Origin of the sequence: Microcoleus sp. ARI1-B5, from assembly GCF_036705795.1 — a bacterium.
Classification (GTDB): Bacteria; Cyanobacteriota; Cyanobacteriia; order Cyanobacteriales; family Microcoleaceae; genus Microcoleus.
Genome location: NZ_JAUBVK010000002.1, coordinates 498,345 through 516,952 on the forward strand (window position 1 = coordinate 498,345; position 18,608 = coordinate 516,952).

Below are 18,608 nucleotides of genomic sequence, written 5' to 3' on the forward strand. Positions count from 1 at the left end.
TTTGTAGGGTGCGTCAGGGGCAGAATATTTTGACTACCTACTCAAAAATTTCGTCCCTGACGCACCCTACTGTCACTAAGTATTAATGCTTATTCACTCTAGCAGATAATTTTCCCGACAGGCCTTGACACCGACAAAAGCGCGTGTCAAGATGGTGTTGAGGAATAAATCAACATAGGTGAAAACTATGGCACGGCAAGCAAAACCATCATCTCAGGTCAAAAGTTCCAGCAGCCAAGCAGCCTCGAATAATCGCACCAAATTTACCCTCTACAATTTTGCCGGAAAGGAAAAGGCATTCTATCTAGTCGATCGCACAAATCTCGAAAGAAAGCCCGGTGATATCCCCGAAAAATCCGTCGCCCACAGCATCATCATTATCGATCGCTCCGGCTCAATGTATTATGACTTAAAACCGCTGAAAGAAACCCTAATCAAGCTTTTGACCTTAGACGAATACAACAATTACCAGCTAATTGTCAGCCTCATTTCCTACGCCGACAATCGGGACGTAATTAGTCACTTCCAGCGAATCCCGATTCAAGAAGTGATGAAGATTGACTCTCAATACATCAAAGCCATTAAAAATATCCAAACGGCTGGCTGTACCTGCATATCGCAGTCGATGCAGCTTGCTAAATCTCTGGTGAAAGCGGGAGAAGTAACAGCAATTAACTTGCACACAGACGGTTATGCAAATGACCCGAGTCCTAATGCCGAATCTGCAAAACTAGCGGAAATTTGCAACGAACTTAAGGACATGGATGTGTTTGCAAACACGATATCCTATGCCTCTGCTGACTTCAAACTGCTCTCCAAAATCGCCAACACTTTATCTGGAAATTGCATCCGCGCCGGCGAAGTCAAAATGGTTTATGATGCTCTGTACGACAGCACTAAACTGTTAGGTGATTCGGTGGCGCCGCCGCTGGAAGAACCGTTAATTAAGGAATACGATTATCAAGTTTTTGTTTCCAAAACGGGCAAGAAAATCAACGGTTCATCGAGCACGCTGAAAATCTGCGGGCTGAAAGCAGACGATCGCGGACTGTTTTACAAATATCAGCAAATTACCAAAGCTGAGTATGACAAACTAGATGTTCCCGTTGCTCAAACTGATGAGTCGGTGTTTGCTTTTGCAAAAGCTAACCTCGCTGACGGTAATTTGAATACGGCGAAGTACGCGCTGGCGAGCACCTTCGACGCTACTTTGACGGAAAAACACGCTAAAGCTTTGACAAATGCTCAAATAGCGGAGTTTGCGGAGGATTTGGAACGGGCTGTGTTTGCGCCTGATGTGTTGCAAAATCATCAAATTGGCGATCGGGTAAAAGTCAGCGACAAAATTTCCCTGCTGGAGTTGATCGAGATATTTGAGGAAAACAGCAACAGCATCATCATCAACTTAAAACACTTGCAAGAAAACTATCAGCGAAAAGGTTTGAAGCGAGTTGAAGGAAAGCGAGACGAAAACGGCAACCTTGTCAAGCCTTGGCTGAAAACAGAATTCTTAGATGGCGGCGAATACGCGCGCATGGGTTCATTTGCGATCAATCAAAATACCGCTACCATCAATATGCTGATTACCAGGAAAGTTAAGCTGGTAAAAGTTGAGGATGGAAGTGCGATCGCAGAAGTGGCGGGAATTCTGGCGACAGACCTCAATACTTTCAACAATTATACCGTGGTCAGCGACGGCGAAGTTAATATCAAGTCGCTGCGCCTCAAAATCAGCAGCAAAGCAGTGTTTGATTTGCTCAAAAAATGCGGTGTCCTGGAAAAAGACGGCTCGCCCGCTGAGGATTTTGACTTCCGTTCGGAGTACGATATTAACTTAGAGAATTTGCCTCTAGTGCCTTTAAACGGGCGTTACGGCAGCCTTGACGGAGTGTTTGAGGAACTCGCAAACATTAAAATTCTTTCCAGCATTCTCTCGGCTCATTTGAAGGAAGAATCAGAGGCTTACACGGCGCAACAGTTGGAAGAGTTGAAACAGCACTATCTGTCAAAAAGCCTTTACATCAACTTTCCGACGACTACGGAGTACACAGAGTTGAAAAGTGCGATCGCCCACGGTACAGTAGATTCGCGAGTCAGCTACAAAATCGACATCGGCAGCAAAAACATCCTCAACTTCGGCAAATTGCACTCAGCCAACAAATTTCTCGATCGCCTTTACGAAGTTTACCACAAAAACACGGGCGAAAAGCTAGCAAAACCGACATTTGACCTCACCTTAGATGAGCCTGTAGTCTTCGCACACAAAACAGTTTCATCCCGCACCAAAATCACCAAAGTTGACGACTTAATGAAACAGATTTTCGATGACTTTTTGGGGTTAGAGAATAACGGAATTGTTAGCGCTACCTTAGCAAAAGTCGGTGCCGACAGTTTGCTGCGGCTTTTGCAAGCAAAATGGCAGGAAGAAGATGTCAAGCGAGATGAATTTGTCGCTGCTTTAGCCCGTGCAAACGAGCGACTGGAAGCTTATGCCGAAAAACTCTACAGCGAGAAAGTTTCTCCGCTAGTTTTCTACATCGGTTCAACCGGACTTATCCCCGATGAAATGGAAGCAAAAGCGGCGACTGCTGATGAAATTGCTTCTAAATACGGCAACTTGCAATTTTCTAAAGATGAGCAAGAAGGGATGTTTTTTGAAGTAGGCGACTGCGTGATTAGCGTATACGCTAAAAATGAGTATTTCACCGTAGGAAAGTAGCAAGTATGGTGGGCATTTGCCCACCTTGGTTAAATAGGACTGATTGAAATGAAATGCAAAGGCGTAGTCGATAGCAACAAATAAGGTAAAAAAATATGGATACACCACCACTGCCACAACCCCAACTCGATCGCACACCGATCACCTTTGACCAATACGCAGCCTACACCCCCGAAAAGCTAGAACTGCGGCATGGTTTCTATGGCTATGGAGGGCAAGACTTGACAGGTTTTTATCTTGCAGTATTGGCAAATATGGGGTTACGGGAAGCTGTGCGCCATGTACCGCTTTCACTATGGCTAGAGGCAATTCAAGAGTTAGCTTTCCAAAATCCTCAACTAAACTTTGATACTGAAACTGGGGAAGCTATGCTTAACCGCTTGAACCGAGGATTGGAAGATTTGCAAGCAGTTGCAGACTATTTGGAAGAACAAGGTTAGTCGCGGCACAAACAGCAAAAACGAAACACAATTCGTTTTTCACTTCCCAAATTAACTGGTTCCCAGGCCAGAGCCTGGGAATCCAGAGCACTCTTGCTCTGCCTCGCTTGGGAAAAAGGAGGCAGAGCCTCCGGATATGCCTTACCAGGCTGGAGCCTGGTAACGAGTAAAAAACAATCAAACTATTGTGGGCTGTTGCTCCGCAGCACCGCCCCAAATATGCAATTTAAATACGCAACAGCTTATTCCTCAAAACGGAATTTCCTCATCTTCATCTTCCACAGTTTTAGCCGTCATCCGCCAACTGGTAATATACTCGATTTGCACATCAATTTTGTTAATCGCATCCCCTAACTGCTTTTGGATGTATTGAGTCAGCGTCACCATAAAATCCAACTCAACTCCCGCAGACAGCGCAAGTTTAGCCAAGCTAGCAAAATCTACCTTCAAAATCGAAGAACTTGACAACTTAAAATGAGGAGTATTGCCCTTATTTTGCACCAACATTGCTTTTTTAATCCGCTCTTTCAGATGCTCAATTTCCGAATCCAGCAACTTCCATTCCGGCAAAATTTCTTGATACCTTTTCCCCAACGCTGTTAAATCCTCATTCTCCGGTTCCGGCACAATTTTCTTAGTAGTTGATTTTCGCCGCTGCTGTACATTAGAATTCAACCGCCAACTAGAAATATCCTCAATTTCCAAAGATGGATCAGTGATAAGTTCGGCTAACTGTTTTTGAATTTCTTTCGTCAGCGTCACCGGAAAATTTAACTCAATTCCCTGAGTTTGCGTCAGTCTCGCCAGCGTCATAAAATCAACTTTCATCGTTATAAAACTGGAAAGCTCAAAATAAGAACTATCTTTGAGCTTTTGCGCCATCATCGCCGCTTTAAATCGTTCTTTTACTTCAGCGATTTCTGAATCGAGCGGCTTCCACTGAGATTCTATTTCCTGATATTTTTCCCCCAAGTCTGTCAAGTTTTCCGTTGCGGGTTCGGGGTAAGATTGGGCAAGAATTTCTAGCAGGCGACGGTGCACTTTAGCTAAATAAACCGCGTCCATCTTGGCATATTCTAGCTGCTTATCAGTCAGGGGACGCTTTGCCCAATCGCCGCTTTGTTCAGTTTTATCTACATAAGCAATGCCGCAAAGTGTTTCTATTAATGTTTTGAGTTGTCGGTTGGGTAAGGGCAGAATGTAAGCTGGAATTTTTCTCGCCATTTGCAATGTGCAAGTGACATTTTGAGCGTCGTCATTGCCGAGAAATCTGATGTCATAGCTGGCGCTGTGGAAGACTTTTTCAATATCGGGATTGACCATGATTTGGTTGATGAAATCTTTTGCCAATTCCGGTTTATCTAAGACATCTAGCAGAAAGGTGGCATCTCCCGTCGAATCTGTGGAGTCAGCTAATACTTGAATCAGAGATAATCTGGGGTTGAATTTATAGTCTGCTATTTCTGTGTCAACCCACAGGATTTTAGCTTGAGAAAGTTTAGCTATCAGTGCTTTGATGTCGTTTGCTGCTGTTAAATAAGGCATTTTTACCGACTTTTGCTATTAATCTTACGCTTATATTATGCTATAGCAATTATCCTGTCAACTGTCAAGTATTTCTCGGCTCTGAGTGCCTACAGCTAGGGTAGAGTCACTATCCTACAAATTGTTAACAATTCACACAAAATTGCTAGATTGAGATAAAATTATCCTAGGAAAATCGCACAATCCTAATCGGATTTAATCCTAGCAAAATCAGCCATGTCTGATCCAATAACTCTTGACCCCAGCCAATACCCCGATACGACACAACTCGTACAAGAAGACGATACTCCCTTGGATAGTTTCATTAACGAAAAACAACAGCGACTGCTTACGGAAGTTCTCTCTGGATATGAGTTAAATGATGGTATTCCTTTCATTGTCGCAGCCAATGTGGGTATCTTCCGTACTGTTCGGCATCCGGCGATAGTTCCTGATATATTTCTCAGTTTAAATGTGACTGTTGCGGATAGTTGGGATCGGCGAGATGTTCGTTCCTATTTACTCTGGGAATTTGGCAAACCTCCAGAAATTGCGATCGAAATTGTTTCTCCGACTCCGGGGAATGAATTGGGTAGCAAATTTACTGATTATGCCCTGATGGGTGTAATGTATTATGTTGTTTACGATCCTCTGGGTGAATTGAGCGATCGCCCTTTACAAATGTTTCAATTACAAGGGGGGCGTTATGTGCCGAAAACCGATACTTGGTTTCCCTTAGCTAGTTTAGGTTTAACCCTCTGGTCAGGTGTCTTTGAAAGCGTCAATGATACTTGGTTAAGATGGTGCGATGCTGAGGGTAATGTTATTCCTACTGTGGAGGAATTAGCCGCCCGACTCTCTCAAACTCAGTCACAGTTAACTGAATCTGAGGTACAGTTATCTCAAACTCAGTTACAGTTAACTGCATCTCAATTACAATTAACGGCGGCTCAAAATCAGACGAAACAAGCTTTACTGCAAGGAATTCAGTTAGGTTTACAGCTTAAGTTTGGAAGTTCCGGGTTAGAGATTTTTGAAGAAATTTCTGCCATTGACGATCTGAATTTGCTGCAAACTCTAACTTCTAGCTTGTTAACAGTTGAGGGTTTAGAAGACTTGCGACAAATTTATTTGTCATAACTTACCCAAAACATCTAGTGAAGGATGTTGATTCACGACTTATATCAAATCCGGTTGATTGACCGCGATACCTGGGCCGGGGCGGGTTTTTGAGCTTGTCAATTATTGGCGAGTATTGTTGGCTCACGGGCCCCTACTATATTAATGGTAATCGACCGGAGTTGATATTACCCACAAAATCTTAAGAAACTGGGTTTTTATACCGGAAACGATCGCTGTACCGATACTTTTTCCTCTAAAAACTCGGTTTCTGCATTATTGGGTTGAAAATTGCGAAAGGTCGGTCGCACATCGCACTATTGAGGATTCCCGCGAACTTCCTCTAAAAACCAGCTACCTACTTCTGTATTGTCCGTCTGGCGACTGCGGCGCAAACCTTCCTCTAACAAAGCAACTTTTAGCCCTGGCAAAATTTGAGATTCTGTCAGACGTTCGCTTCCCCGGTTAGCAATTATTTTAAAAGCAATAACTTGCGCTTTTTGTACATCTACTACCCAATATTCAGACACTCCTAATTCTTCATACATCATTCTTTTTGTACCCAAATCGTCAACGAGAGAACTGTCGGCAATTTCGATCGCCAAATCTGGGGCCGCTGCGCTATCCAAATTCACTACAGAACTACCGCGAGGCGCCGTTTGCACCCTCTCTCCGATGTAGTAACAAGCATCAGGTTGAGCACCTCTGACACCCGTTTTGGCATAGCTACAATTGACCAGCAGTCTCATTTTGATACCTTTGGCAATGCCAAATAAATTGATTAAGATGACGATAATTCCGTTGTCATCAGCACGATCTGGCCCGACTGCTGCCATTTCAATCCTCAACTGTCCGTTATAGTAATAGCATTTTGCGCGATCGTACTCCGGCTGTTTAATGATTTCTATATATTCGTCCCAAGTCGCCGTAACCCAGGTATCAGTTAGCAGTTTGGTTTGGACTTGACTCATGATTACCTCACCGGAAAAAATCTTTGACTTTTGATGAAAGACTTCTGAGTATGGCGATCGCACTTTTAGCATTCAGCAGCAGTAAGGTGCACCGCAGCGCACCCTACAAACCATTAACCTAGGACTCTTCTACCGCTTCCTCAGATGCCGGTTCTTCCGCCGATTCTTCACCCGCAGCCGGCACTAACGCCACAGCTACGATCGAATCATCCTCATCCAACCGCTGCACCCGCACGCCCGTTGCAGTACGCGATTGCGTGGAAATTGCACTCACAGCCTGACGGATAATAATACCTCGGTTGGTAATAATCATCAACTCGTCATCTTCGTTGACAATTCGCAACGCAGCTACCTCATCCTTACCTTTTTTCGACTTGAATTTAGTAGCTGTCAATCCCTTACCTGCCCGTCTTTGCAGGCGGAATTGAGAAACTGGAACCCGCTTGCCGTAGCCGTTGGTAGTGATTACCAACACCGAAGGAACTTCGCTGCTAACTGTCGGGATTTCTTCGGCATCTTCGCCTTCAATTTCCTCGGCTTGCAGTTCTAATTCTTCCTCGTCCAATTCCGCATCTTCAGTTTCCAATTCAGCCATTTCTGCTGCTTCTAATTCCAAATCTTCAGTTTCTAACAGAGCAATTTCTGCTCCCTCAAATTCCGACTCTTCAGTTTCCAATTCAGCAATTTCGGCAACAATTGAACTCGGCAAAATGTCCATGCTGATCAGCTCGTCGCCCGATCGCAATTTCATTGATTTTACACCCCGAGTCGCGCGGCCGACGGGGCGCAACTGTTCGTGATTGGTGCGGAAATGAATCGCCATACCTTGGCGCGTACCGATGATGATGCTGTCACCGACTTTTGCTCTCCGCACCCAGCGCAATTGGTCGCCTTCTTCCAGAGAAATCGCGATTAATCCGTTAGTGCGAATGTTAGCAAAAGCTGAAAGTGCAGTTTTCTTGATGTAGCCGCTGCGAGTCAGCATCACCAAGTATTCTTCGCTGGTAAATTCCGTGACTGACACCATAGAAGTGATTTTTTCTTCTATAGGAATCGGCAGCAGTTGCACTACGGGAGTGCCGCGGGCAGTCCGGGAACTGACGGGGATTTGATAAGCTTTGAGAGAGTAAACTACGCCTTTGTCGCTGAAGAACAAAACGCTGTCGTGATCGCAGCAGGAAAGGAAATGTTCTACTCCGTCATCTTCCTTCATTTTCGCGCCTGCTTTGCCCCGAGTAGCGCGGCTTTGGGCCTCGAAAGTGCTGACCGGCATCCGCTTGATGTAACCTTGCTCTGTGATCAGAATAATTGCTTGTTCGTTGGCAATTAAATCTCTTTCATCGATTTCTCCTTCGGCGTGTTCGATGACGCTGCGCCTGGGAGTGGCGATTTTGGTTTGGATTTCGACTGCTTCAAATTCGGCGATTTCTAAGATGCGTTCCCGGCGCGCTAAGATATCTTCCAAATCGGCGATTTTAGCTCGCAGTTCTTCGTGTTCTTGCTGGATTTTTTGCGCTTCCAGTGCTGTCAAGCGCCGGAGCTGCATTTGCAAAATTGCGTCGGATTGCTGTTCGGAAAGACCGTAAGTATCCATCAATTCTTGTTTAGCTGCGGCGGTGTCTGCTGCGGCGCGAATTAGGTGAATAATTGCATCTAAGTTTTCTAGGGCAATTAATAAGCCTTGCAGGAGGTGGTCGCGTTCTTCTGCTTTGCGGAGCTCAAATTGAGTCCGCCGAGTAATTGTCTCAATGCGGAAGTCTAGGAAGACATTGAGGAATTGTGAGAGCGTCAGTAGTTGGGGTTCCCCGTTTACTAGCGCTAACATATTGGCTCCAAAATTTGATTGGAGCGGTGTTTGTTTGTAGAGGTTGTTGAGTACGACGCGGGGATAGGCGTCGCGCTTGAGTTCGATCACGACGCGCATTCCGTCTCTGTCGCTTTCGTCGCGAATGTCGGAAATTCCATCTAATCTTTTGTCGTTTACCAGTTCGGCAATTTTCTCAATTAGCGCTGCCTTGTTTGTTTGGTAAGGCAATTCGGTGATAATAATTGCTTCTTTGTCGGGGCGGCCGACGTGTTCGATGGTTTCAATGTTGGCGACTCCGCGCATGGTAATCGAACCGCGCCCGGTGGTGTAAGCGTCGCGAATGCCGCCTTTTCCGAGAATTTGCCCTCCGGTGGGAAAGTCCGGGCCGGGAATGTACTGCATCAATTCCAGGTCGGTAATTGCTGGATTGTGGATGAGGGCTACCAAACCGTCAATTATTTCGCCCAAGTTGTGCGGCGGAATGTTGGTGGCCATCCCCACGGCAATCCCGGAGGAACCGTTGAGCAAAATTTGGGGGATGCGTGCCGGGAGTACGAGGGGTTCTTGTTGGGAACCGTCGAAGTTGTCGCCGAAATCTACTGTTTCGCAGTCGATGTCGCGCAGCATGGAGTCGCTAGTCAGGGCTGTGAGGCGGCATTCGGTGTAACGCATGGCAGCGGGCGGGTCGTTGTCAACGGAGCCGAAGTTGCCGTGGCCGTTGATCAGGCGTTCCCGCATGGAGAAATCTTGAGCCATCCGCACCAGGGCGTCGTAAACTGCTGTATCTCCGTGCGGGTGATACTTGCCCAGCACCTCCCCGACGACGCGGGCGCATTTGCGGAATGGTCGATCGGGACTTAAGCCCAATTCGTTCATGGCGTAGAGAATGCGTCGGTGAACGGGCTTGAGACCGTCCCTGGCATCTGGTAGCGCCCGACCGACTATTACGCTCATGGCGTATTCCAAGTACGATCGGGACATCTCATTACCCAGATCCGTCGGGATTATCCGCGACTCAGAGATACTCATAGGTTGAAAAACTCCGCTAAAACTTTAAATTTGACCGCTATAAATCCCAAAAATGCGATAAAATCGATTAGGATTGAGTAGATCTGCCAAATATTGCAAATTACTCCTAAAATTATATCACAATTTGCCCTTAACTTTATGGGAAAGTGGCCAGAAAAATTAAAGGACGAAACAAGGGAAATTCGTAAGTTGGCAGTTGGTGATTTAGTCATCAATTGGCAAAAGCTAGAAAGGTTTTTTTAGGCGGTCGGGTTTCATGCTTTGGTGAGTTTTTTTGAGGGCTATATAAAAAATTAAAATGGTGGCCCGATCGCAATTTTAATTTCACAAAACCGAAGGCCTTCTTAAAGCAAACTAAAAATCTAAAATCTAAAATCTAAAATCTAAAATCAGCCGATGCTACCCGTCATCTACTCCCCCGATTTCTTGCTGCACAAGACTGGAATGCTTCACCCTGAGCGACCAGAACGTTTAACGGCGATCGCCAATGCTCTGAAAGCTGCTCCCTGGGCCGATCGCATAGAGTGGCAACTGCCCACCCCAGTGGCGCAGCGCGAACCAGAACTGCTCTCGGCGATCAAAAAAGTTCACGCGCCAAGATACATCAAAGAAGTCGAACATTTGGCTCATCGTGGAGGCGGCTACCTCGACGGTGACACGCCAATTTCTGCTGAAAGTTACGACGTAGCGCTGCTGGCGGCGAGTGCTTGGCTCGATGGGGTCGATCGAGTGCTGGCAAGCAACGAACCGGCTTTCGTGCTGGCAAGGCCGCCGGGACACCACGCCGAAAACAGCCGCGCGATGGGTTTTTGCTTGTTTTCCAATGCTGCGATATCCGCTCGCTACGCCTTGGAACAGCCGGGAATCAACCGCGTCGCCATCCTCGACTGGGACGTGCACCACGGCAACGGGACTCAATCTTTGGTGGAAAACAGCAGGCAAATTGCCTACTGTTCGCTGCACCAATCTCCCTGCTATCCGGGAACGGGAGATGCCGACGAGCGCGGCGCCTACAACAACGTGCTGAATATTCCCCTGTATCCGGGCGGCGGTATAGCTGAATACCTGAGCGCCTTTGAATCTCTTGTGGTGCCGTTTTTGTCAAATTTTGAACCGGATTTGTTGATTGTCAGCGCCGGTTACGACGCTACTGCGTCCGATCCGCTGGCGAGCATGAATCTGGCGCCCTCAGATTTCGGTACTTTCACCGGATATTGCCTGCAAATCACCCGCCGCATCGCCTTCGGTTTGGAGGGCGGTTACGCGCTGAAAGAGTTGGGCGAGTCGGTGGTGGCGACTATTGACCGATGCCTGAATTAGCTGGAAAATTGGCATAGGGGAAAATGACGTTGAGAACCGATTAGGACTCGATGGAGAGCAATGGCGGGCGATCGGCGAAGCTCAGATGTGCCGATCGGGCGATCGGGCTTCTTCCCTCTGCCTTCTGCCTTCTGCCTTCTGCCCTCGATCGACTGTCACAGGTCAACTGTCACAGGTCAACTGTCAACTGTCACAGGTCAACTTCTGTGACAAGCGTCACAAATTTAAAAGATCCGAGTCACTGGGCGTCCAAGTCTCGGTCACAGATTTGTAGCGCAAAAATCACAGCGTGTCAATGTTTTCGATCGCCTAAATTGGCAGTCCCACAGAGCATACTATAGTTACAACGACCCTGTGGAAATTTTATTTATCTCAATCAACTAGGAGGTTTATTATGTCAGTCTCCCACATGACACTCGAAGAGTTATTTGGTCAGGTCATGTTCTCCAGCGTAGTGACTCGCCACGACCGGAGACAGCTCAGAACCGCACTTTTAGAAAGAACGCTGAATGAAGATGAGTATGCCATCATCAACCGACTGCTGTACAACGTGCGCCGCGGTTGGGTAAAAATTGTCGATTAAAGACGCTTCCGCCAACTCCCGATCGGGGATTTAAAGGTAGAACTTGCCACCAGGGGAAGTTTTCTGTGTTTAAGACTTGGCTCGACAGTTTGAGAGTGGTGCTAATGATTAAAATCGCGATCGACATCAGCCTATAGGTAGAGATAATTATAAAATAACAGGTTTCGGGTGCATCTCTACTGGTTTAAAAAATGTGAGTTTTGAGTTGCTAACTTCCAAGTTAGAATTAACTCAAAACTCAGAGTTTTTTGGAGGGTAAATTTTATATTTGAGATTAGGAAAGACTGATGGCGATCGGGGCTGGGAACCGCTATCCAGTTGATATTTTTGAAACGGGTATCAAGAATCAAAACTATCAGCAGTTTCCCGTTTAGGAGTATTGTGGTATTATTTCAAGCACAGCGAGTCCCATTGGTCGATCGCACATTGCGGCAAATTAAGCCCAGAAGTGTCAAAATATTAACAACCAGTTCATCCCCAAAATATATGGCTCCCGCCGTTTTAATTGAAAATCTTCAGAAACGCTACGGCAATGTAGAAGCCGTTAAAGATGTTTCCTTCAAGGTAGAACCGGGGGAAATATTTGGTTTGCTAGGCCCCAACGGTGCAGGCAAAACCACAACCCTGCGGGTACTTTGTACTTTGAGCGCGCCCGATAGCGGACGCATTGAAGTGTCTGGCATTTCTGCTGTCAGCCAGCCGAGAAATGCCAGACAAAAACTCGGCTACGTCGCCCAAGAAGTTGCTCTCGATAAGGTGCTGACGGGGCGGGAACTCCTGCAACTGCAAGCAGCGCTTTACCATTTGCCGCGCAATACGATTAAAGGGCGGATTGACGAAATGGTGAAACTCCTCGGTTTGGAGGAGTGGGAAAATAAAAAGACGGGCACTTATTCCGGCGGTATCCGCAAACGCCTCGACTTAGCTGCTGGGTTGCTTCACCAGCCGGATGTTTTGGTGTTAGACGAACCGACTGTCGGGCTGGATATTGAAAGCCGGGTGGTAGTGTGGGATTTCCTGCGCCGCTTGCGGGAGGAAGGTACGACGGTTTTGATTACGAGTCACTATCTCGAAGAAGTGGATGCTTTGGCCGATCGCGTGGCGATTATTGACAAGGGTACGGTAATTGCTGAGGGTACGCCGGAGGAGTTGAAAAATCGGGTTGGGGGCGATCGGGTGACTTTGCGGATTCGCGAGTTTTCGCCGATCGAAGAAGCCGAAAAAGCTAAAACTCTGATGCAATCTTTGCCTTTTGTGCAGGAAGTAATTGTCAACGCGGCTCAAGGAAATTCTCTCAATTTAGTAGTAACACCGCAAAGCGATGCGCTGGTGACTATTCAGCAAGCTTTGAAAGATGCGGGACTTCCTACTTTTGGGATTGCTCAATCTCGGCCGAGTTTGGACGATGTGTATTTGGCGGCGACTGGTAAGACGCTGTTGGATGCGGAGTTGGCTGCTGCTAGCAACCGGGATTTGAAGGCCGAGCAAAAGGCGGCGATGCGATCGTAATTTGAAGGAAGAGGGAAGTTCGGCAACGAGCAATGTACGGGATGTAACGGATATAAGGAAGAGGGAAGAAGGAAGAGAAAACCTTCTTCCTTCTGCTATATAATCTTAAGAGGAGAGTGAAAAAATACGCTCGTCATTTGGGAGGAAATTAATAAATGAATCTTGTTTTGGAAGTTGAAGCGCCTCCTTTCCGAGAAGATGCAACAGGAGCTATGCGGGTGGGAAACTCAAGAGTTTTGCTGGAATTGGTGATTCGAGCTTTTCAGGATGGTGCGTCGCCGGAATCAATTGTGCAGCGTTATTCAAGTCTGTCATTGTCGGATGTCTATAGTGCGATCGGCTATTATCTCCGACACCAAGAAGCAGTAGAAGCTTATCTCAATTATCGCGAGCAATTAGCAGATTCCGTCCGTCAGCGTTTGTTGGATATTCAACCCGATTTGACCGTTGTGCGATCGCGCTTGTTAGCCCAAAAACAATCTTGAGGGTTAACTATGCTGCGGCTGTTGAGCGATGAAAATTTTAATGGCGATATTGTTCGAGGGCTTTTTCTGCGTCAGCCAGACCTTGACTTGCTTCGCGTTCAGGATGTTGGTTTGCGAGAAGCTGACGATCCAACAATTCTCCACTGGGCGGCCCAGAACGATCGCATTGTGTTAAGCCATGACCGAGCAACTATGCCGGATTTGGCTTAGGAACAGTTGAGGGATAAGGAACAAATGTCAGGTTTGTTTATAATTAACGATCGAATGCCAGTTAGACAGGCTATTGATGAACTTTTGGTGCTGGTTAACTGTAGCGAACAATCGGAGTGGAAAGGAGTTGTGTTGTATCTGCCTTTGTAACCATTAGCTATATATTTAGGACTATTCTCCAACCATTTTAACATACTGTTTTAACACAGGTGGAATCGTGAAAACTATTTCAGATTCACAGCTCAATTTTTCGAGCATTCCCCGTCTTGCTAAAGATTGAATTGCTTGACATAATTCGCGTGGCGAGCCTTGATATTTTGCCATAAATTGGGGAAACGAAACAGGTTCGCTTTCATTACTAAGTTGCGAAATCGCCTGTTTTTCTATTTCCGACAACCGCTGATAATGCTGCTGCAATATCGGTGTCAATTCGTCACCTAAAAATACTGGTTGATAACTTAAATATTGAGATACTCTACCGCTAAATAAGTTGTTAATGGTTTGAGCGACTAATTTTAACCACAGGGGATTGCCTTGATAAAGGTTAATCAATTCTGGCCAGGTTTCTTCATCCAACAAACCCTTTTGTCTAAGAATTTCTGTTGCTGCTTCACCTAAACCAGTTAACTGTAATAAACAGACTGCTGAATTATCGTCGGTGAATGTGATGATGTCTGAGGGAGGTTCCCAACTATTGAGGATTAAGCAGCTATGGTGGGGAATTTCACCGATGAGTTTAAATAGGGTTCCGTAATTTTCATATCCTGGTTTATAATTTCCTGCAAGTTGCCCGCTGCTGAGAATTTGCTGCAGGTCATCGAGGATGATGAGACAGCGATTTTCGCGCAATGTTTCTATCAGCAGTGACAACTGATCATCGGTGTTTGCGGGGAAAACCCCCTCTTCGCCCCCCCTTGGTAAGGGGGGGTTGGGGGGGTGTTGATTTGAGAGAAATTGAACAATATTTTTGAGGGTTGTTTCTAGGGGTGGGGAGGTGCGGAGACTGCGCCAGATGATGCGATCGAATTGAGTTTGAATTTGGGGGATGAGGTGACGGGCGATCGCACTTTTGCCGGTGCCTGCCATGCCTGTGATGGTGAGGAGGCGGCAGTTTTGACGGGCGATCGAGTTTTCGAGGGCGGTGAGGGGTGAGTTGGGGTAGTTGTAGAAGGTTTTGAGCTCCGGTGCATCTCTTAAATCGAGTCGCGGTTTCTGTTGGGTTTTGTCTTCATTTGAGGTTTGTGTTGGGGGTGAGTTTTGGGGAGTTGTTGGAGGGTGTAGCGTTTCAGTGCAGAAGTTGATGTTACCCTGTTCTAAAAAATTATAATTGAGGAAATTAGAATTGTGAGAAACTTGATATCTTTCCATTGCCGACTTAAAAGTAGATTTATTTACATTTTCCTCTAATATTTCTGACATAATTTTCCATAATTTTGAGGCCATATTTCCAACATGACGTTCAGTACAATGAAATTCTTTAGCAAGTTGAGAATATCTTTTACCTTGCCAACTTGCGAGCACTACAGCCTGTTGCAGGTTGTCTAAGTGTTTGCCAGTTTTGGCTAAAACCAGGTCATCGGCAATTTTCAAGACTTCCCTAATGTCCATGTCAGGTAGGTGTAGATAATCTCGGTATCATATCAGACTTTGATGATATTTTATGATACTTGTAATAAAATATGATATTTGATGATAAAAATGTCGAATAAACTCAGGATATTTTATGAGATTTTGTGATGGTTGATTAAAAAAATATGGCTTAGGATAGATACCTATAAAGCAAATCTGTGAATTAAATTCTTAGTCATCACAGACTCAACGCATATTTCGTCTATCAATATAACTAGCTAGCCGAAACACACAATGTACGGAACACAAACACAGTCTCAATTTAAAACGCTGATCTATGAGGAAGAATTAGAGAGGATTGCTGGATGGGTTGAAGAGTATCCTAACTTAGAAACAGGTGGAGACCTGTTTGGATTCTGGACTCATTCAGGAGCGCCCGTTGTTCAATATGTGCTTGGGCCGGGCTCAGGTAGCCGACACAATTCAGCCAGCTTTTACCAAGATAGAGATCATTTGATTAAAGCTGGAGAGATTCTCAGGAACAAGCATGGATTACAACATATCGGCGAGTGGCATTCTCATCACCAACTAGGAGTAGCAGAACCGAGTGGAGGAGATACTAATACGGTGATTCGAGCATTACAAAGATACAATTTTCCAAGGTTCCTACTTTGCATTGCTAACATCCGTCCTAATTCAGGAAGGATGAAAAAATGGAATGTCAATGTTGGCTGTTTTTTATACTCCAGCCACCAAGCTAATTATCAAGCCGGTGCATGGGTGGTTTTGCCTGGGGAAAGTCCTATTCGCTCCACTTTGGGATGGTCAAGTGAATTCAACCGGACTTCGCGTCGCTCAAAAGGATGGACTGTTAACCAAACAACCCTTGAACAGGAACCTTTGGTAACAACCGAGCCGATAGAGGTATCGGATAAACTATGGTACAGCACTCAACAAGGTCAATCTATACTGAAAGAGATATTCGACAAAATTCAGATAAAGTTTCAACAATGCAAAATGTTTCAAACAAATGAACACCGAATCTATTTAACCTTTGAGTGCCAATGTAAACATGGGTATCAAGTCGATCGCTGGCGGGTAGAATTTCCCGAAAATTTTCCCGAAATATCACCTCAGCTTCATGTTAATAATGAAAACCATTTTGGGGTGAAAAATTGGTCTGAAAATCACAGTCATTTCGAGCAAATTGAAGATTGCATCAATCGTCACTACGATAAAAGATAGGGATTACTATGACATGGACTCAAGCTCAACAACAACGCTTACAAGTAGAACGGCAAATACTGAAAAAGTATTTTCCCAGCTTTAGTTGGATTAATCCAGCAGATTCTAACAATACACGAGTTCAAGGGAATGTTTGCACTAATGCTGGTAACGTATATACTATTCGAGTTTATGTACCTTCCGATTTTCCTAACTCTAGACCTGATATGGTCGTGACATCACCCTATCCTCTTAAGGGATATCGCGGACAAGACTTAAAGGAATACGGAACAAGCGCAAGTATGCACACTTTAGATCCAAGAGATGGATATGTCAAGATTTGTCATTACAGAGAGTGGTTGCCTAATTTAACTGTGTACTTAGTTGTGCTCAAAGGTAGAATCTGGCTCGAAGCACTGGAAGGACACAGAAGAACAGGGCAAGCTTTAGATAGTTTTCTTCCTCATATGCAATAAACTCATCAAACCATAAAGAGATATAAAACTCATGACCAACTCTCAAGATGTAACCCGCCACCTACAAAGAACCGTTCAAGAAGGAGAGGCACCTTCAGATCAACAGCTTATGTTTGATCCAACAACTGGTCAGTTGGTAGTGAAGAGACCGTCTGAGCGAGCCCCTAGTCCCGATGCTGTAGTTGCCGATCAAATTACAGAAGATGGTTTCTTCCGAGGTTAATTATTATGACTTTTCCCTTAGTTTATATGCACGAAGACCAAGTGCAGACTCTTTTTCGTAAGTTTCTACAATCTCAAGTAGATAGGTGTGAAGCTGTTGGATTTGGTTTTGATAAGGGTGATGTATTTCATGTTTATACATCTAGACCTAAAACGCAGTTCTCCGGTTATCCGTGTACCTCAGCAATTCATTTTTTAACTACGATGCCAGAGGGGGAAACTGGCTTGGGTATTGCCACTCAAATTTACAATGCCATGTTTGGCAACCGAGTCAATCACCCTGTTAATACTTCTGTAATTGTCTTGTTTGCGATTCAGGATAATATATTACGTCATCGTGCTTTTATTGGAAACTCCGAAGGGGAATTTCACGAAGGAATCGTTAAATTTATTCCTGAACGTTCAGAACTTTACTCTCGCAGTAAAGGTTTGTTAGAGACTTCAGTGCTTGAAAATTGCAAAATAGGAGTTGTTGGATTAGGCAGTGGTGGCTCTACTGTAGCACTAGAACTTGCTAAAGCAGGCGTGGGAAATTTTGTCTTGATAGATTTTGACCGCCTAGAGTTAGAAAATGTTGCTAGGCATATTTGTGGCACAGGAGATTTAGGTCGCTACAAGACTAAAGCTGTCAGGGATTTACTTTATGGGAAAAACCCATATATTCATGTGCAAACGGCTGAATTGGACATCAATCAAAATCTTGATCGAACTAAACTTCTCCTGAAAGATTGTGATTTAATTATTGCTGGTACTGATAATGATAGAAGCCGTTTTAACCTCAATAGCATAGCTCTTGAGTACAAAATTACCACTATTTTTGGCAGAGCATTAACTCGTGCTTGTGGTGGTGATGTTTTGAGAGTACGTCCTCATCAAGGCCCCTGCTTAGGCTGCGTTTTCACTAAGGATTTTTTGGAGAGTCGCCAAGAGGAAATATCTCAGTTTAGACAATCTCGATCTGAAAGTCCTGCTTATGTTCCAGATGAGGAAGTAAAAGCTACAATTCAGGTGGGTCTTGCTTCTGATATTCTGCCCATCTCTAACATGATTGTTAAACTGGCTTTGGTAGAGCTTTCGCGTGGTAAAGCAAGTGGTATTAGTTCATTAGAGGAAGATTTAATAGCAGATTTCTACCTTTGGGGTAATCGTAGAGAGAATACTTATGCCACTTGGCCAAAGATGGAGTATAATTTTAACTCGCCGTCTATTCTGCGTTGGTACGGAGCCAATTGGGAGCGTAATTTATCATGCCCTGTTTGTGGGCAGCAACATGAACCTTTGATTGATGAGACTGAGCAAGATAATATTTTTGCTAGCTAGTAGCTCATAACAATAGCAGTGCGATCGCCCTTCCTTGAGCCAAGATCGATTTCCACAAGTTTACAAGGAGAATGAATTATG

At 45.1% G+C, this 18,608-nt stretch carries 15 protein-coding genes; 11 read left to right on the plus strand and 4 right to left on the minus strand.

All coding sequences use genetic code 11. From position 1 onward, the window contains the following. Positions 1–187 precede the first annotated feature (187 nt). Both QUB63_RS04935 and QUB63_RS04940 read left to right on the plus strand, forming a co-directional pair. Entirely contained in the window at positions 188–2,719 is a 2,532-nt protein-coding gene (locus QUB63_RS04935) for a vWA domain-containing protein (RefSeq protein ID WP_332943679.1), read from the plus strand. A gap of 95 nt (positions 2,720–2,814) precedes the next feature. After that, positions 2,815–3,159 carry a hypothetical protein gene (locus tag QUB63_RS04940; RefSeq protein ID WP_332943680.1) on the plus strand — a complete coding sequence of 115 codons (345 nt, stop codon included), beginning with the start codon at positions 2,815–2,817 and terminating at the stop codon, positions 3,157–3,159. 249 nt (positions 3,160–3,408) lie between these two features. On the opposite strand, the gene QUB63_RS04945 is transcribed toward QUB63_RS04940, so the two are convergent. Then, positions 3,409–4,704, minus strand: coding sequence for a ribonuclease D (locus QUB63_RS04945; RefSeq protein WP_332943681.1), 1,296 nt, complete (start codon positions 4,702–4,704; stop codon positions 3,409–3,411). Between the two features lie 216 nt (positions 4,705–4,920). Here QUB63_RS04945 and QUB63_RS04950 point away from each other — a divergent pair, with 216 nt between their 5' ends. Continuing rightward, on the plus strand, positions 4,921–5,823 hold the full coding sequence (locus QUB63_RS04950) for a Uma2 family endonuclease (protein WP_332943682.1): 903 nt from the start codon (positions 4,921–4,923) through the stop codon (positions 5,821–5,823). Between the two features lie 296 nt (positions 5,824–6,119). Here QUB63_RS04950 and QUB63_RS04955 read toward each other — a convergent pair whose 3' ends face one another. Continuing rightward, the gene (locus QUB63_RS04955) at positions 6,120–6,773 is read right to left on the minus strand and encodes a Uma2 family endonuclease (protein ID WP_332943683.1); all 654 of its coding nucleotides are present in this window, start codon (positions 6,771–6,773) and stop codon (positions 6,120–6,122) included. 118 nt (positions 6,774–6,891) lie between these two features. After that, the gene (gene gyrA, locus QUB63_RS04960; protein WP_332943684.1) at positions 6,892–9,609 is read right to left on the minus strand and encodes a DNA gyrase subunit A; all 2,718 of its coding nucleotides are present in this window, start codon (positions 9,607–9,609) and stop codon (positions 6,892–6,894) included. Between the two features lie 396 nt (positions 9,610–10,005). On the opposite strand from gyrA, the gene QUB63_RS04965 reads away from it, so the two are divergent. The 5 genes from QUB63_RS04965 (at position 10,006) to QUB63_RS04985 (ending at position 13,716) form a co-directional block, all read left to right on the plus strand. Next, complete coding sequence (locus QUB63_RS04965; RefSeq protein ID WP_332943685.1) at positions 10,006–10,929, plus strand: histone deacetylase family protein; 924 nt, start codon at positions 10,006–10,008, stop codon at positions 10,927–10,929. A 394-nt stretch (positions 10,930–11,323) separates the two neighbouring features. Beyond that, positions 11,324–11,512: a hypothetical protein gene (locus QUB63_RS04970; RefSeq protein WP_332943686.1), complete on the plus strand. Its 189-nt coding sequence runs from the start codon at positions 11,324–11,326 to the stop codon at positions 11,510–11,512. Between the two features lie 486 nt (positions 11,513–11,998). Continuing rightward, entirely contained in the window at positions 11,999–13,021 is a 1,023-nt protein-coding gene (locus QUB63_RS04975) for an ABC transporter ATP-binding protein (RefSeq protein ID WP_332943748.1), read from the plus strand. Between the two features lie 155 nt (positions 13,022–13,176). Further along, on the plus strand, positions 13,177–13,506 hold the full coding sequence (locus QUB63_RS04980; RefSeq protein ID WP_332943687.1) for a DUF433 domain-containing protein: 330 nt from the start codon (positions 13,177–13,179) through the stop codon (positions 13,504–13,506). 9 nt (positions 13,507–13,515) lie between these two features. After that, on the plus strand, positions 13,516–13,716 hold the full coding sequence (locus QUB63_RS04985) for a DUF5615 family PIN-like protein (RefSeq protein WP_332943688.1): 201 nt from the start codon (positions 13,516–13,518) through the stop codon (positions 13,714–13,716). Positions 13,717–13,887: 171 nt separating this feature from the next. On the opposite strand, the gene QUB63_RS04990 is transcribed toward QUB63_RS04985, so the two are convergent. Then, on the minus strand, positions 13,888–15,324 hold the full coding sequence (locus tag QUB63_RS04990) for an ATP-binding protein (protein ID WP_332943689.1): 1,437 nt from the start codon (positions 15,322–15,324) through the stop codon (positions 13,888–13,890). Positions 15,325–15,579: 255 nt separating this feature from the next. On the opposite strand from QUB63_RS04990, the gene QUB63_RS04995 reads away from it, so the two are divergent. The 3 genes from QUB63_RS04995 (at position 15,580) to QUB63_RS05005 (ending at position 18,527) form a co-directional block, all read left to right on the plus strand. After that, positions 15,580–16,530, plus strand: a complete 951-nt coding sequence (locus tag QUB63_RS04995) for a hypothetical protein (RefSeq protein WP_332943690.1) — start codon at positions 15,580–15,582, stop codon at positions 16,528–16,530. Positions 16,531–16,538: 8 nt separating this feature from the next. Next, positions 16,539–16,985 carry a hypothetical protein gene (locus QUB63_RS05000; RefSeq protein ID WP_332943691.1) on the plus strand — a complete coding sequence of 149 codons (447 nt, stop codon included), beginning with the start codon at positions 16,539–16,541 and terminating at the stop codon, positions 16,983–16,985. 228 nt (positions 16,986–17,213) lie between these two features. Then, a complete protein-coding gene (locus tag QUB63_RS05005; protein WP_332943692.1) occupies positions 17,214–18,527 on the plus strand; it encodes a HesA/MoeB/ThiF family protein in 1,314 nt (437 codons plus the stop codon). Positions 18,528–18,608: the final 81 nt, after the last annotated feature.